The organism is Novosphingobium gossypii (genome assembly GCF_050433305.1).
In the GTDB taxonomy this organism is placed as follows: domain Bacteria; phylum Pseudomonadota; class Alphaproteobacteria; order Sphingomonadales; family Sphingomonadaceae; genus Novosphingobium; species Novosphingobium gossypii.
The window spans coordinates 90,006-106,209 of the sequence record NZ_JBNPXM010000010.1 but is presented as its reverse complement, the minus strand read 5'-3'; the positions used below and the strand labels follow the sequence as shown (position 1 = coordinate 106,209).

Below are 16,204 nucleotides of genomic sequence, written 5' to 3'. Positions count from 1 at the left end.
TATTCAGGCAGTGTATTCAAGCATAACGGTGGCAAGCGGCGGCAGGGTGACGCTTGCCGTCCCGCCCAACGCCTTTACCTGCCCAAGGTTGCCTTTCCCCGTCCCACCATAGTGAATTGAATCGCTGTTGAGGATCTCGCTCCATTGGCCATCGATCGGCAGCGGCACCTCGTAGCCGGTCCGCATCGTCGGCGTCATGTTGGCGATGACGGCGATCGGGGGCGCGCCCGGCGCCTTGCGCAGCCAGGCGAATACCGAATTTTCGGTATCGTCGACGATCAGCCACTCGAACCCGTCCGGCTCGCAGTCGCCGGCGTGCAGCGCTTCCTTGTCGCAGTAGAGCCGGTTGAGATCCTTGACGAGGTTGCGCACCCCTTCGTGCGCAGGCGCTCCGCGCAGGTCCCAGTCCAGCGCGCGGTCCTCGCTCCATTCGCGACGCTGGGCAAATTCCTGCCCCATGAACAGCAGCTTCTTGCCGGGATAGCCCCACATGAAGGCGTAGTAGGCGCGCAAATTGGCGAATTTCTGCCAGTCGTCACCGCTCATCTTGTTGAGGAGCGAACCCTTGCCGTGGACGACCTCGTCATGGCTGAGTGCCAGCACGTAGTTCTCGGAAAAGGCGTAGACGAGGCCGAAGGTCAGGTCGTCGTGGTGATATTTGCGGTGCACGGCATCGCGCGCCATGTAGCGCAAGGTGTCATGCATGAAGCCCATGTTCCACTTGAATCCAAAGCCCAGCGCGGTTTCCCGCCCCTTGCCGTCGCCTTCGTAGGCGGGCTGGGTGACGCCCGGCCATGCGGTCGATTCCTCGGCGATGGTCATGAAGCCGGGGTGCGATCCGTAAAGCGCGCGGTTGGTCTGGCGCAGGAACTCCACCGCCTCCCAGTTCTCGCGCCCGCCCTCGGCGTTGGGAATCCACTCGCCTGCCTTGCGCGAATAGTCGCGGTACAGCATCGATGCGACTGCATCCACGCGCAAGCCATCGACGTGATAGCGCTCCGCCCAGAACAGCGCATTGTTGACGAGAAAGCTCTGCACCTCGCGGCGCCCGAAGTTGTAGATCAGCGTCTGCCAGTCCGGGTGGAACCCCAGCTTGGGGTCCGCATGTTCGTACAGCGCCGTACCGTCGAACCGGACGAGGCCATGCTCGTCGGTGGGGAAATGCGCGGGCACCCAGTCCAGGATGACGCCGATGCCTGCGCGGTGTGCGCCGTCCACGAAGCGGGCAAAGCCCGCCGGTTCCCCGAAGCGGGACGACGGCGCGTAAAGGCCGGTCGTCTGATACCCCCACGAGGGATCATAGGGGTGCTCGCTGATGGGCAGGAATTCGATATGGGTGAAGCCCATCTCGACCACGTAGGGGATCAGTTCGTCCGCCATCGCGTCCCAGTCGAGGAACCAGTTCCAGCGATCGCGCTTCCAAGATCCGGCGTGCACTTCGTAGATCGACACCGGCACCTTGCGGGCATCGACAGACGCCCAGTGGTCCCGGTGCCTGGCGTCGCCCCAGTCCAGCTTGGCGGGAACGGCGGTGACCGAGGCGTTGTCGGGGCGGATTTCCGCCATGAAGGCGAAGGGGTCGGCCTTCAGCGGCTGCACCGCGCCGTCCGCACCGACGACGTGGTACTTGTAGGCGCGGTAATCGCCGATGTCGGGAACGAAGATCTCCCATACGCCGATGTCCGTGCGGCGGCGCATGATGTGGCGGCGCGGATCCCAGTCGTTGAAATCGCCCACCACGCTGACCTGCTGCGCATTGGGCGCCCAGACCGCGAAGTGGACGCCGTGCGCGCCCTCATGTTCGATCAGGTGCGCGCCCAGCTTGTCGAACAGGCGCATGTGCGTGCCCTGCGCGATCAGCAGGTCGTCCACCGGACCCAGCACCGGCCCGAAGCTGTAGGCATCGGTGACCAGCCAGTCGTGGCCGCCTGCCGTGCAGCGATAGCGGATCGGCTGCGGCTTTATCCGCAGCCGTCCCTCGAACAGGAAACGATCGTCCACTTTCGTGAGCGCGCCCAGCCACCGCCCGTCAAGACTGAAAGCCTCGGCTTCGTCAGCGCCCGGCAGGATCGCCCGAAGATAGGTGCCGTCAGGCCCGGCATGAGTTCCAAGAAGCGAAAACGGGTCCGCGTGGTTGCCTTGCAGCAGGGATTCAAGAGCGCTTTGCGGTGGCTTCACAGAACTTTCCAGATGTCCTTCGCGTACTCGGAAATAGTACGGTCGGAGGAGAACCAGCCGACATTGGCAATGTTCCGGATCGCCGAGGCACGCCAACCTGCCTTGTCTTCCCAGCGGGCATCGACGTCGCGCTGGGCGGCGGTGTAGCTGTCGAAGTCGGCGGCGCACATGAACCAGTCGTGCTCGTAGATGCCATTGACCAGCCCTTCGTAGCGGTGCGGATCGTCGGGCGAGAACACGCCCGAGGCAATGGCCGACAGGGCCTGCCCCAGTTCGCGCGATTCCTCGATCACGGCGCGCGGGTTGTAGCCGTTGGCGCGCTTGGCGGCGACTTCGTCGGCGGTAAGGCCGAAGATGACGATGTTGTCGTCGCCCACGTGCTCCTTGATCTCGACGTTGGCGCCGTCGAGCGTGCCGATCGTCAGCGCGCCATTGAGTGCGAACTTCATGTTGCCGGTGCCCGACGCCTCCATGCCCGCCGTCGAAATCTGTTCCGACAGGTCGGCGGCGGGAATGATCCGCTCAGCCAGGCTGACATTGTAATTGGGCACGTAGACGACCTTGAGCAGCCCGCCCACCGATGGATCGGAATTGACGCGCCGGGCGATGTCGTTGGCCAGCTTGATGATGAGCTTGGCGTTGTGATAGCTCGGCGCGGCCTTGCCGCCGAAGATCTTGACGCGCGGCACCCAGTCCCGCTCCGGATGGCTGCGAATTTGGTCGTAGAGCGCCACCGTCTCGATCAGGTTGAGCAGCTGGCGCTTGTATTCGTGGATGCGCTTGATCTGGACGTCGAACAGCGCGTCGGGGTCCAGCCGGATGCCCATCGTGCGCTTGATGTAGTCCGCCAGCGCCCCCTTGTTGGCGCGCTTGACCTGCCCGATCCGCTCACCCAGCTCCGGATCGTCGGCCAGCGCGTTGAGATCGGACAGCCGGGCCGCATCGTCCAGGAATGCCGGGCCGATGGCGTCCCTGATGACCGACGTCAGACCGGGATTGCACTGCTGCAGCCAGCGGCGCGGGGTGACGCCGTTGGTCTTGTTGTTGATGCGATCCGGGTAAAGCGCGTGGAGGTCAGCAAAGACCGTGACCTTCATCAGGTCGGTATGCAGCGCAGCCACGCCGTTGATCGAATGCGCGCCGACGAAAGCCAGGTTGGCCATCCGCACGCGCCGTTCCCCGCTTTCGTCGATGAGGCTGATCGCGGCGATCTGCGCGTCGGTCAGCCCGGCCTTGCGCGCTTCACGCAGGACGCGGCTGTTGATGGCGTAGATGATCTGCATGTGGCGCGGCAGCAGCCGTTCGAACAGCGGCAGCGGCCACGTCTCCAGCGCTTCGGGCAGCAGCGTGTGGTTGGTGTAGGAGACGGTCTTCTTCGTCACCTCCCACGCCTCGTTGAACTCTAGCCCCTGTTCGTCCACCAGCACGCGCATCAGTTCGGCAACGGCCACCGAGGGGTGCGTGTCGTTGAGCTGGATCGCGGCCTTGTCCGGCAGGGTGCGGATATCGCCTTCGTACTGGACATGGCGGCGCACGATATCCTGGATCGAGGCGGCGGTGAAGAAATACTCCTGCCGTAGCCGCAGTTCCTGCCCCGCCGGGCTGGAGTCCGCCGGGTAGAGCACCCGCACCAGGCTTTCGGCGCGGACCTTTTCGGCCAGCGCGCCGAAGTGGTCACCGGCGTTGAAGGCGTCCAGCTTCAGCGGGTCGATCGGGTTGGCAGTCCACAGCCGCAGCGTGTTGACGCGCTTGCCGCGCCAGCCGACCACCGGGGTATCGACGGCGGTGGCATCGACATGCTCTGCCGGCTCCCACATCACGCCGTCGCCCTGCGCCACCACTTCCCCGCCGAAGCCGATGCGATAGGTGCTTTCCAGTCGCTCGAACTCCCACGGGTTGCCATGGGCCAGCCAGGTTTCGGGCAGTTCCACCTGCCAGCCATCGTCGATGCGCTGGCGGAACATGCCGTTCACATAGCGGATGCCGTAGCCGTATGCGGGAATGTCCAGCGTGGCGAGGCTTTCCATGAAGCACGCCGCCAGACGCCCCAGCCCGCCGTTGCCCAGCGCCGCATCAGGTTCCAGTTCCTCAAGCTCGGCAATGTTCAGCCCAAAGTCGGCCAGCGCCTTTTCCATGTCGCCGGTGACGCCCAGGTTGGACAGCGCATCGCGCAGCAGCCGCCCGATCAGGAACTCCATCGAGAGGTAATAGACGCGCTTGCCGCCCGTCTCATACGTGCGCCGGGTGGATTCGATCCAGGCGTCGATGATGTGATCGCGCAGCGTCAGGATGGAAGAGGCATACCAGTCATGCTGCTTTGCGGCGCGCCGGTCCTTGCCGATCCGGCGCCGCAGCACGCGCAGGATGTCCTGCTTCATCTGCTCTACCGCATCGGAGGCGGAAGCACCGGGTTCGGTGCCGCCGGTCACGGGTTCGCTGGCCACGAGAGAACACTCCTTCGCTGGCCGCCCCTTGGCGTGCGGGGGCGGGCCGGTTACCGCCGTGGAGTGAAAGGTTTCCCCACTCCTTGAACAACATGGCTAGCACAGGCCGAAGAAGCGGCAAGAGCGATTTGTGCAATGCGGCACGAATTTGCGGGGGACGGTTTCAAGGAACCGCCCGCCGCCCTCGCCGGTTTCCCGCAGCGCAAGACAGGAGCCGAAATGCCGACGATCCTTGAAACGATGACCGTCGCCGCGCGTGACCGGGGCCGCATGGCCGAAGCGAGCGCGGTGATCGCACGGTTCGGGCTGGATTCGCTGCTGGCGCGTCTGGGCCTGTCGGGCGGGGCCGGCACGCAGGCGCAGGAGGAGGCCGATCTCCCCACCCGCACCCGCCGCGCACTTGAGGCGCTGGGGCCGACTTACGTGAAGCTGGGACAGATCCTGGCGACGCGGCGCGACATGCTTTCCGACGACTGGATCGCCGCCTTCGAGCAGTTGCAGAGCGACGCCCCGCGCCTGCCGTTCGACACGCTGCGCCCGGCGGTGGAAGCCGCGCTGGGCGAGCCGCCGGAAACCGCGTTCGCTAGCTTCGACGTGGAGCCGCTGGCGGCAGCATCCATCGCTCAGGTCCATCGCGCCACCTTGCATGACGGCACGCAGGTGGTGGTCAAGATACGCCGCCCCGGCATCCGCAAGGCGATGGAGGCCGACCTGCGGCTGCTGCGCCACATCGCCTCACTGGTCGAACAGCGCAGCGCGGCAGCGCGGCGCATGATGCCCTCGGCGATGATCGAGCAGCTTGGGCGCGAAATCCTGGACGAGCTGGATTTCACCAACGAGGGCCGCAATGCCGACATGCTGCGCGCGGACCTGGCATCCATCCCGCAAGTCGTGGTGCCGCGCATCCACTGGCAGCACACCAGCGAGGGCGTGCTGGTGATGGATTACATCGACGGCCTGAAGCCCCGCGATCCTGCGGCTCTTCGCGCGGCGGGCATCGATCCCTCCGCCATCGCCCGGCTGGGCGCGCAACTGGTGCTCGAGATGGTGCTGGTCAACGGGCGCTTCCATGCCGATCCCCACCCCGGCAACCTCCTGTGCCTGTCGCCGGACGCCCGGAACCCGCAGGATCGACTGGCGTTGCTGGACCTCGGCTCGGTCGGCTTCGTCAGCCCGCGCCGCCAGCATGAATTCCTGACCTTCATCCTGTCGCTGCGCAGCAACGATCCGGGCGGGGTGGCAGACATGCTGGCATCATGGTCGCAGGCTGGCGAAATCCCGCGCGAGCGCCTGCTGGTCGCCTCCGAACGCCTGGTCGCGCGACATGGAACGGGCGCGCTGGTGCTCAATGCCATGGTCGCGGATTTCTTCCCGCTGCTGCGCGGCGAAGGGCTGGTCCTGCCGCCTGATCTGGTGCTGATCTTCAAGGCGATGGTGACGATGGACGGGGTGCTGGCAGGCATCGCGCCGGACTTCGACCTGTCCGAGGCGCTGGGCGAACTGCGCGGCAGGCTGGTGGCATCGCGGCTTACCCGGCTGGCGGCTCCGGATCGGATGGAGGCCGTGCTGCTCGAACTCTCGCGCCTGTCCGCCGACGCGCCGCGCCTGATGCGCGCCGCCAGCGCCCGGCTTGAGCGCAGCGAGGGCCGGGAACCGGCAGCGCCCCTTGCGCCCGTGCTGCACCGCGCCGCGTTGCTGGTAGCCGGGGCGATCGCCCTTCACGCCGCAGCGATGCTCGTCACGGCGTTCGCCGGCTAGACGGCGCCGTCGGATTCGCGGCGAACCAGTTCGAAGCGCATCTGCGTCTGCCGCGGCGCCAGACGGCGACCTTCGCGCAAAGTGCGGATGTCTTCCACCAGTTGTACCACGGCGGCACGCGACATGTCGGCGATGGGCTGGCGTATCGTCGTCAGTTCGGGCCATGTCGTGGTCGCCTGCGGGGCGTCGTCGAAACCTACCACGGTCAGGTCGCCCGGCACGTCGAGACCCAGCCGGTGGGCGACCGAGACCGCAGCGGCGGCCATGTCGTCGTTGCTGGCGAAGATCGCGGTGGGGCGCGGGTCCAGCGCCAGCAACTGCTGCGCCGCCTCAAGCCCGGAGCGGTACGTGAAGAGCCCTTCCACCACCAGCTCCGAATCCGCTGTCAGCCCCTGCGCATCCAGTGCATCGACATAGCCGTAAAGGCGCAACGCCGATGCGGTCTGGTCCGGATTGCCCGAAATGAATCCGATGCGGCGGTGGCCCAGCGTGGCAAGATGCTCCGTCATCGCGCTCGCCGCGGCCCGGTCGTCGATGTTGACGGACGACAGGCCGATCGGCGGACGTCCCGATGCCACAACGACGCCGGGCACATCGGCATCACGCAGCAGCCGGTGAATGTCCTCGGCATCGCACAGCGGCGGCGGCAGGATCACGCCGTCGATGCCGCCGTCGATCAGCCGCTGGACGATGGCGGCGCGTTCCTCGGCCCGTTCGCAAAGCTGCACCACCAGCTGGACATTGGACCGGCTCGCTTGCTCAAGGCTGCCGACGAGAAATTCGTTGAGGTATCCTGCGCTGGGATTGCTGTAGAGCAGGCCGATGCGGATCTCGCTTGCCGCCGCCAGATTGCGGGCAGCGATGCTGGGGGAATAGTTCAGCGCCTTGATCGCCGCTTCCACCCGTTCGCGGGTTTCCTCCCGCACGTTGGCCTTGCCGTTCATGACGCGCGACACCGTCATCAGCGAGACGCCGGCATCGCGGGCCACATCGGCGATCGTCGCGCCCGCACGCGACCGCCGGGACGAGCGTGACCGTGGCGGCGATCCGGAATTGTCATCGGCCATACGCGTCATCTCCCTGGCAGGACACGGCTGCTAGAGCATTTTCAGGCCGGAGGGAATGACCCCACCGGCCCCATGTTCGGCTGCCAATCTTTTGCTAACCTATTTGGTTATGCAAGTCAAGACCTGGTGGGGAGCTTGATGGCAACGTCCGGGGCATCCCGCACCTTCAGGTACAGGGTGCCGTCTGCGGGCAGGGGCACTTCCAGCGTCCGACCTGTGAATCCGGGGGGTACCGGCACCACTTTTTCAAAGTTCGGATCGGTGCCAACCCTGTCCAGCAGGAACAGGCTGCGCCCCGTGATGACGCAGGTCTGCGCATTGCACGTCACGCCATCGATGCGCGGCAGGCGGACCACGGTGGTCAGCGGCGCCCAGTCCCCGCGTTCTTCCGCGCCGCCAGGAGCCTTGCGGGACAGCCGGAAGCGGATCGGCCCGAACGTGGCGGGCGGCAGATCCTTCGCGTCGAGCGTCGCCACGACGACATCCGCGCTCTCCAGGCTCAGTCCCTTGCCCATGGCAAGGCGGGCGACGGCGGCGACGTTCTGGCCGCTATCCTGCCCACCGGCGATCTCGATCGCGTCGCCCGCGCCGAACTTCGTGCTCCCTTGCGCTTTCAGCGAGAAGACCATCTCGGCATTGTCGGGCAGAACATCGCCGCCCCCAAGGTCCAGCGTCCGCGTTCCCGCCTCTGCCGGCGCAGGATAGATCGTGCGGCTCAATACCGAGGCCTGTGGACGCGCTGCGGCGATACGGACCGGCAGAGCCAGCACGCGGCCGTCTTCCAGCCTGACATCGGCCTTGAGCGAGGCCCCCGCATCCGGCACCCGCCCGGCCCCTTGCGCGGCCAGTTGCAGCCGGTCTGCCCCGCCTTCACGAGCAAGGCCGTCAGGGCGGAACTCCACGTCCCCCAGCATCACCGCGCGCACCTGATCCAGTCGCTGCCCTACGAGCACGCCGGTGGCGTCACCGGCATGCAGTTCCAGCCCGTCAAGGCGGCTTGCCTGCACCCGCGCGCGCAAGCTGACGGTCTGCCCTGCGCCGCCCCCCGTGCCACCTGCCGCGCCGCCGCGCTGGCGCACCTCAAGGCGCAGTTCGCCGGGCGCCGCATCGGCCAGCGGCACCGTCACCAGCAGCCGCCCGCCGTCCTGCGCCTGCCACTTCACGGGGCGGCCAACACCATCGGCGCGGCGCAGCGTGACGTTCTCCACGCAGCCGGGGGCAACGCCTTCCAGCACAACATCGTTGTCGCGCCCGATCACCAGCGCGTCGGCGGCGCCCGCCACCTTCCAGGCCGATGGACCGGGCCGCTGCAGCAGGAAGTCCGGCCCGTCGAACGGGGCAAACCCCCAGATGCCGTGCAAGTGCGCCCGCACATCGCCGACGAAGCTGGCGGGCACCGCCGCCATGTCCAGCACATAGCCGCCCTTGTCGGCCCGCGCGGTCACCGGAACCTCGTGCGTCTGGCCGGAAGGCGCCGTCAGCCGCAGCTTCATGTCATGCGCGAAGTCGGTCGAGTAGATAAGCGGCGCGCCTTCCACCGGCAGCACCGTGCCCGGCGCCATGCAGATCGGCCCCTTGGCGGTGCTGCGCAGCTGGGGCGGGATGTCCGCCTCCACCGCCGGCATCGCCGCGATCATCACCGACTTGGGCTTCTTGAACGACGGCGCCGCATTGAGCAGCAGCGACATCCGGTCTGCGTCGCGCAGGGTCAATGTGGGCAGGTAGTTGAATTCGGGGTTGTTGAACGCGCCGAAGATCCTGGCCACGTCACGCGCCACCGCGATATAGGCGCTGTAGTACCCTGCCCCGCCTTCGCGCGTGTTGGCCAGCTGCAGGGCAAGGTCGGTCGGCGTGCCCGTGATCGTCTCGGCCAGCGAGCTGGTGTGGACGTCGTTCAGCACCAGCGATTCACGGTTCTGCACCAGGCATGAAGCCTGCATCTGAATCACCTTGGAAAGGCAGTCCTCCTGCAGCTTGATCGACAGGCTGCGCGCCAGCACCGGGGCCACGGTACGCAGATATTCCGGCCCGGTATCGTCCTGCGCACGGATCGCGGCCATGAACGTCTCCAGCCGCGAATGGTCGAGCGAGGCCTGGTTGAGATCCTGGCTGGCCCGCACGAATTCGCCCGGCTTGCCCCGCACTGCGTCGACCAATACCCCTTCCGCGCCGCCCGTTTCCGGCACCATCATCAGCACCAGCTGGCGCGCCTCGCGAGGCACGGTGAGGGTCAGGGTGTTGTCCTTCTCCTTCTTTTTCCACGTCTCCGCAAAAGCGGTCCAGTCCTTGGGCGGCGGATTGGTCGCGCCACGCAGGAAAGCGGACATGATCGCGAAGTTGGCGCTCTGCGTCTGCGGCAGGTCACCGTGGATCACCACCTTGTCCCCCGGCGAGAGGCTGGGCACGCGCGCGATCGGCAGCGTCTTTCCATCGCGGGTGACTTCGACGCGCAGATCCGGCCCGTTCAGTTCGAAAGGCGCGGTATCGGCACTGACTGCGGTGGCCAACAGGGCTGCGGGCGCAATCACGGCAACGGCCATGAAGAGGCGCGATCTCTGGCGGATAGACGTTCGCTTCGGCAAGAACCTGCATTCCCGTCGTTGTTTCAGACCAGCCCCCGGCTGCGGCCTTAGCCTCTGCGGGCCTGCGCGGGCAAGCGCTCTGTAAGCCTACGAGCGGCCCGGTTGTTCCCCGGGCCCGGCTGGCTGCAATGGCAGCGGCAGGGTGACGGTGAAAGTACAGCCCTGCCCGATACCGGCGCTTTCGACCCCGATCGTGCCGCCATGCAGCTCCACCAGCTGGCGTACCAGCGCAAGGCCGATGCCCAGCCCACCCTGTGCATTGCGACGATGATCCTCCACCTGCATGAACATGTCGAAGACGTGCGGCTGCTTTTCGGGCGGGATGCCAAGTCCATCATCGGCGACGCGCAGTTCCAGCGTGTTCCCGGCGACCCTGGCGGAAAGCGCGATGTTGCCGCCTTCAGGCGTATACTTGGCGGCGTTGTTGAGGAGGTTGGCCAGCACCTGCGCCAGCCGGGTATGGTCGGCGTCGAGCACGATGGGGACATCGGGCAGGTCGATCGTCAGACGGTGCCCGGCGGCCTCGATACCATGGCGGCTGCCTTCCACGGCGGAAGCAACGACGGTGGCCAGTTCGATCGGGGCAGTCCTGAGCGAAACCTTGCCCTCGCTCACCCGCGACACGTCGAGCAGGTCTTCGACCATGCGCGATAGGTGGAACAGCATGCGGTCCATGCGCGCGCGGATTTCCTCGGCCTGATCGGCGGCGCGGGGGCGGCCAAGCAGGTCCAGCCCGCTCATCAGCGCGGCCACCGGATTGCGCAGTTCATGCGCCAGTACCGCCAGGAAGCGGTCCTTGTTCGCATCGGCCTGCCGCAGGGCCGCCGCCGCCGCCGCCAGTTCGTCGCGCTGGGCGGCGATCTGGCGGCGCTGGCGATAGAGGTCGAAGAACACCCGCGCCTTGCTGCGCAGGATGTCCGGCTCGATCGGCTTGGCGATGAAGTCCACCGCGCCGGCCTCGTACCCGCGAAACCTGCGCAGGGCATCGGATGCGCCCGCCGTCACGAAGACGATCGGCACATGGCGGGTGCGCTCCGCCCCGCGCATCAGTTCGGCCAGTTCGAACCCGTCGATCTCCGGCATCTGGACGTCCAGCAGAGCCAGCGCCACGTCGTTTGCCAGCAGCAGTTCCAGCGCCTCAGCACCCGACCCCGCCTTGAGGATGGTGACGTTCTCACCCTCCAGCAGCGCTTCCAGCGCCAGCAGGTTGGCGGGCAGGTCGTCGACGAGGAGGACGGGGACCGGATCGGTTGCGTTCATGCCGCCTTGCGCCCTTCGTCGATCAGGCAGTCCACGATCTGCGGGATGGACAGCACCCGCGCCCGTCGGCAGGCGGCCAGCGCGGCATCGGGCATCGTGCGGGCATAGGCCGTGGCCGGATCCTGCACGCAGACGCGCCCGCCCGCCTCTGCCACGGACCTCAGGCCGCGCGCACCATCCTCGTTGGCGCCGGTCAGCACGACCGCCATCAACGCGTCGCCATAAGCCTCGGCCGCGCTCTCGAACAGGACGTCGATGGAGGGGCGAGAGAAGAACACCGGCTCATCAGTGGAAAGCGACAGCGTGTGGTCGGCGCCTTCGGCCACTTCGACCAGCAGGTGGTAGTCCGGCGGCGCGAAGTAGACGGTGCCGGGCACGATCGGCTCCTTGTCCTCCGCCTCGCGCACGGGGACGCGGCACTTGCCCGCGAACAGGCCAGCCAGTTCGCTGCGGCGACCCGGCGGCACATGGATCACCACCAGCACCGGCAGCGCGAAGCCGCTGGGCAGCTGCGGCAGGATTCGCAGCAGCGCCTGGATCGCACCTGCCGAAGCACCGATGACGATCGCAGACACGGGTGAGGACTCGGGTACCGACGCGCTCATGCCTTGCGCCTCTGGTAGATCTTCTCCTCTCGCGCAAAGTCCGCAAAATCGGCGGAATGCGCGGAGAACCGCAGGGACTCCTTGGACCCAAGGCCAAGGAACCCGTTGCGGATCAGCGAATCGCGGAAGAGCGCGATGGCCCGGTCCTGCAGATCGCGGTCGAAATAGATCATGACGTTGCGGCAGGAGATCAGGTGCATCTCCGAAAATACCGCATCGGTGACTAGGCTGTGGTCGGAGAACACCACCCGTTCCCGCAGCGACTTGTCGAACACCGCCCCGCCGTAGCCGGTGGTATAGTAATCCGAAAGCGAGGACTTGCCCCCTGACAGGCGGTGGTTCTCAGTAAAGGCCTTCAGCCGATCCAGCGGGTAGATGCCGCGCGCCGCGATCTCCAGCGCTTCCTGATTGATGTCGGTGGCGTAGAACAGCGTGCGCTCCTCCAGCCCCTCCTCGCGGAACAGGATGGCCAGCGAATGCAGTTCCTCGCCCGCGCTGCATCCGGCGATCCAGACCTTGAGCGAAGGATAGGTGCGCAAGTGCGGCACCACCTTTTCGCGCAATGTCCTGAAATAGCTGGGGTCGCGGAAGAAATCGCTGACCTGCACGGTCATGAAGCGCAGCACCTGCCCGGCGACGGCGGGATCGTGCAGCAGCTTGTCCTGCAATGCCGAGAAGGTCTTGATGCCCATCCGCTCGCGCGCTTGCCGCAGGCGGCGGCGGATCGATGCCTGCGCATAGTTGCGGAAGTCGTAATGATAGCGGCGGTAGATCGCCTCCAGCAGGAGGCGGATCTCGATATCCTCGACCTTTTCCGCGTCCATCGTCATGCTTTACCTGGGCATCCACACGCGGACAAGGCTGAGCAGCTTGTCTACGTCCAGCGGCTTGGCCATGTAGTCGTTCGCTCCGGCCTCTATGCAGCGCTCCTGATCGTCAGGCATCGCTTTGGCCGTCAGGGTGATGACCGGCAGCCTGGCCCAGCGCGGATCCCGGCGGATGGCGCGGGTGGCAGTCAGGCCGTCCATCACCGGCATCATCACGTCCATCAGCACAAGGTCGATGCGCTTCGTCTCGTCCGCCGCAGAGGCTTCCAGCGCGTCCAGCGCCTCCTGCCCGTTGCGCGCGATTTCCACCGTGGCCCCCTGCGGCTCCAGGATGTTGGTGAGCGAGAAGACGTTGCGCACGTCGTCCTCCACCACCAGAATGCGGCGACCCTCCAGGATCGCATCGCGGTTGCGCGCGGCGCGGATCATCGTCTGCTGTTCGTCCGGCAGGTCGGTGACGACCTGATGCAGGAACAGCGAAACCTCGTCCAGCAGGCGTTCGGGAGACCGCGCGCCTTTGATGATGATCGAATCCGAATAGCGGCGCAGGCGCTGCTCGTCGGCAGGGGTCAGGTCGTGGCCGGTGTAGACGATCACCGGCGGGAAGGCGTAGGCGCCCTCCTTGCTCAGCGTTTCCAACAGGCTGAATCCGCTGGCGTCGGGCAGGTTGAGGTCCAACACCATGCAGTCGAAGGTCGCCTCGCGCAGCGCCTCCAGGCACTCTGCGGCGCTGGCCACGCCCACCGCCTCGACGTCGCCGGTGGCAAGCAGGCGGGTGACGGCATCACGCTGCACCGCGTCGTCCTCCACGATCAGCACGCGGCGCACTTCGGACGACAGCTTGGCCGCCAGTGCCTCCAGCACGCCCGCCAGTTCCTCGCGCTTGACCGGCTTGATGAGGTAGCCGATCGCGCCGAGCGCGAGCGCTGTCTGCGTGTGATCGCTGCCCGAAACGACGTGCACGGGGATATGCCGCGTTTCCACGTCGCGCTTCAAGCGGTCCAGCAGGGCGAGGCCCGACTGGTCGGGGAGCCCGACGTCCAGCACCACCGCATGGGGCTTGAACGTGCGCGCAAGGCTGAGCGCCTCTTCCGCCGTACCGGTGACGAGGCACTGGAAGCCCATCTCGCGCGAGATGTCGCGCACGATGCCGGCGAACGCGGCGTCGTCCTCCACCACCAGCAGCACGCGCTGGCCCACGCCCAGACTATCGCGGTCATCCTCGACCTGGCGCAGGATCGGCGCCGGGTGACGAGGTTCGGGCGCCGGGGCCTGCGCCTGAGGCTGTTCGGGGCCCGAAGGAGCTGCGGCGACTGGCACGGAAGGCGCCTGAACCTGCGCCGGGTCGTAAGTCACCGGGATCGTCAGTGTAAAGCGGCTGCCCTCCCCGGACACGCTGGTCAGCGAGATCGAGCCGCCCAGCAGGCGCGCCAGCTCTCGCGAGATCGACAGGCCAAGGCCAGTGCCGCCGAACTTGCGGCTGATGGTGCCATCGGCTTGGCGGAATGCCTCGAAGATGGCTTTCTGCTGTTCCTGCGGGATGCCGATGCCGGTATCGGCGACGGTGAACGCCACCTGCCCGTCCAGCGCAGGCGCGATCTCCAGCCGCACCGATCCACGCTCGGTGAACTTGAAGGCGTTTGACAGCAGGTTCTTGAGCACCTGCTCCAGCCGCTGGCGGTCGGTCTCGATCTCGGCCGGAACACCGGGGGCGACGGTGATGGCGAAGTCCAGCTTGCGGGTATCGGCCACCGGCTGGAACACCGGGCGCAAATCGCGCGCAAAGCGTTCCACCAGCACCGATTCCGGGCGGATCTGCAAGTGTCCCGCCTCGATCTTCGACAAGTCGAGAATGTCGTTGATGAGCGCCAGCAGGTCGTTGCCGGCGGATTCGATGGTGCGCGCGAACTGGACCTGTTCGCCGGTCAGGTTCTCGGTGCGGTTGTCGCCCAGCAGCTTGGACAGGATCAGCAGCGAATTGAGCGGGGTGCGCAACTCGTGGCTCATGTTGGCCAGGAAGTCGCTCTTGTAGCGGCTCGCCTGCTCCAGCTCCGCCGCCTTGGCTTCGACCGCCGCGTTTGCGCGGGCCAGATTGTCGCGCTGGTTTTCCAGCAGCTGCGCCTGTTCTTCCAGCTGCGAGTTGGTCTGCTCCAGCTCCACCTGCTGCTGTTCAAGGCTAGCCTGCGATTCCTTGAGGGCACGGCCCTGCTCTTCCAGCTCCTCGTTCGAGACGCGCAGTTCCTCGCTCTGGACCTGCAGCTCCTCGGCGTGGTGCTGCAACTGGGAGCGATAGCGGGCGGAACGCAGGGCAACGCCGATCGCCATCGACGCTTCGGCCAGAAACTCCAGCACGGCATCGTCCACCGGCTGCAGGAAGCCCAGTTCGATGACGCCCTGCACCGACCCGTCGGCGCTGGCGGGCGCGATCACCAGATGGCGCGGCTTGTCGCGGCCCAGCGAGGAACCGATCGTCAGATAGCCGTCGGGAATGTCGGACAGGACCACCGGCTCGCCGTCCGCGGCGACCTGCCCCAGCAGGCCCTGCTTGCGGCTGAACCGCTCCACCAGCTGCGCGTCCGGTGCCACGCCATAGGCGGCGATGCGGCGGTAATGGCCGTTCTCGGAAGAGAAGATGGCGCCCGCCTGCGCGCCTGCGAAGCGCACCAGGAAGCCCAGGATGTTCTCGCCCAGCGGGTCGATCGGCTGATCGCCCAGCACCGCCGCCGACAGGTCAACCTGCCCCGCCTGCAGCCATTCGCGGCGGGCGGTGGCAACGGCGGCACGGCGCAGCAGAAGGCCGATCACCATGGTCAGCACGATGCCCAGCAGGCAGGACATGACGCCGCTGACCCATGCCGACCGATAGGCCTGCTCCATTTCGGCAAGACGTTCCTTGCGCAGGCCTTCCTCGGTCAGGCGCATGTCGGCAATGCGGGCGCGGATCTCGTCCATGGCCACCTTGCCGCGATCGGAATTGACGATGTCCAGCGCGGCCTGCCCGCCACGTGCCCGGCGTGCCTCGATCGTCTCGCGCAGTTCGGCCAGCTTGGTGTCCAGATGGCGACGCAGCGAAGGCAGGCGGGCCTGCTGCTCATGATTGTCCCTGGTCAGGGAGGCGACGGTGTCATAGCGCGAATCCACGTCGGCCACAGCCGCGTTATAAGGCGCAAGATACGTGTCCTTGCCCGTCAGCAGATAACCCCGCTGGCCGGTCTCGGCATCCTTCACCGCCGACAGCAGCGCCGTGATCGACAGGATCACTTCATGCGAATGGACGATGCGGTCGGCGCCTTCGCGCATGGTCCGCACGTTCATGAAGGCGACGGAGCCGCTGACCACGAAGAACAGCACCGCGATCGCCAGGCCGAAGGCCGTGCGCGGATCGAGGCCCGCCTTTCGTCGCGAACGGACGGCACCTGAACTGCTCTGCATGAAGATCGTCAACCTCTATCCCGCGCCCAAGCGCCCGGGCGTTCCGCTTGC

Annotated in this window: 9 protein-coding genes; 1 reads left to right on the top strand and 8 read right to left on the bottom strand. The window is 66.7% G+C overall.

All coding sequences use genetic code 11. From position 1 onward, the window contains the following. Positions 1–3: 3 nt before the first annotated feature. Positions 4–2,178 carry a 1,4-alpha-glucan branching protein GlgB gene (gene glgB, locus GGR40_RS17170; protein ID WP_429277473.1) on the bottom strand — a complete coding sequence of 725 codons (2,175 nt, stop codon included), beginning with the start codon at positions 2,176–2,178 and terminating at the stop codon, positions 4–6. Then, positions 2,175–4,622, bottom strand: a complete 2,448-nt coding sequence (locus tag GGR40_RS17165) for a glycogen/starch/alpha-glucan phosphorylase (RefSeq protein ID WP_429277472.1) — start codon at positions 4,620–4,622, stop codon at positions 2,175–2,177. Before GGR40_RS17165 ends, glgB begins: the two co-directional genes overlap by 4 nt. Positions 4,623–4,841: 219 nt before the next feature. Between GGR40_RS17165 and GGR40_RS17160 the strand changes: the two genes are divergently transcribed. After that, positions 4,842–6,380 carry an ABC1 kinase family protein gene (locus tag GGR40_RS17160; RefSeq protein ID WP_429277471.1) on the top strand — a complete coding sequence of 513 codons (1,539 nt, stop codon included), beginning with the start codon at positions 4,842–4,844 and terminating at the stop codon, positions 6,378–6,380. On the opposite strand, the gene GGR40_RS17155 is transcribed toward GGR40_RS17160, so the two are convergent. The 6 genes from GGR40_RS17155 to GGR40_RS17130 form a co-directional block, all read right to left on the bottom strand. Beyond that, complete coding sequence (locus tag GGR40_RS17155; protein WP_429277470.1) at positions 6,377–7,447, bottom strand: LacI family DNA-binding transcriptional regulator; 1,071 nt, start codon at positions 7,445–7,447, stop codon at positions 6,377–6,379. The two genes, GGR40_RS17160 and GGR40_RS17155, sit on opposite strands and share 4 nt — an antisense overlap. A 116-nt stretch (positions 7,448–7,563) precedes the next feature. Further along, on the bottom strand, positions 7,564–9,987 hold the full coding sequence (locus tag GGR40_RS17150; RefSeq protein ID WP_429277469.1) for a hypothetical protein: 2,424 nt from the start codon (positions 9,985–9,987) through the stop codon (positions 7,564–7,566). A gap of 129 nt (positions 9,988–10,116) precedes the next feature. Beyond that, complete coding sequence (locus GGR40_RS17145; protein ID WP_429277468.1) at positions 10,117–11,289, bottom strand: hybrid sensor histidine kinase/response regulator; 1,173 nt, start codon at positions 11,287–11,289, stop codon at positions 10,117–10,119. Further along, positions 11,286–11,894, bottom strand: coding sequence for a chemotaxis protein CheB (locus tag GGR40_RS17140; RefSeq protein ID WP_429277467.1), 609 nt, complete (start codon positions 11,892–11,894; stop codon positions 11,286–11,288). The genes GGR40_RS17145 and GGR40_RS17140 overlap by 4 nt, the downstream gene beginning before the upstream one ends. After that, positions 11,891–12,718 carry a CheR family methyltransferase gene (locus tag GGR40_RS17135; RefSeq protein ID WP_429277497.1) on the bottom strand — a complete coding sequence of 276 codons (828 nt, stop codon included), beginning with the start codon at positions 12,716–12,718 and terminating at the stop codon, positions 11,891–11,893. The genes GGR40_RS17140 and GGR40_RS17135 overlap by 4 nt, the downstream gene beginning before the upstream one ends. A gap of 9 nt (positions 12,719–12,727) precedes the next feature. Next, a complete protein-coding gene (locus GGR40_RS17130) occupies positions 12,728–16,153 on the bottom strand; it encodes a response regulator (protein ID WP_429277496.1) in 3,426 nt (1,141 codons plus the stop codon). Between the last annotated feature and the right edge of the window lie 51 nt (positions 16,154–16,204).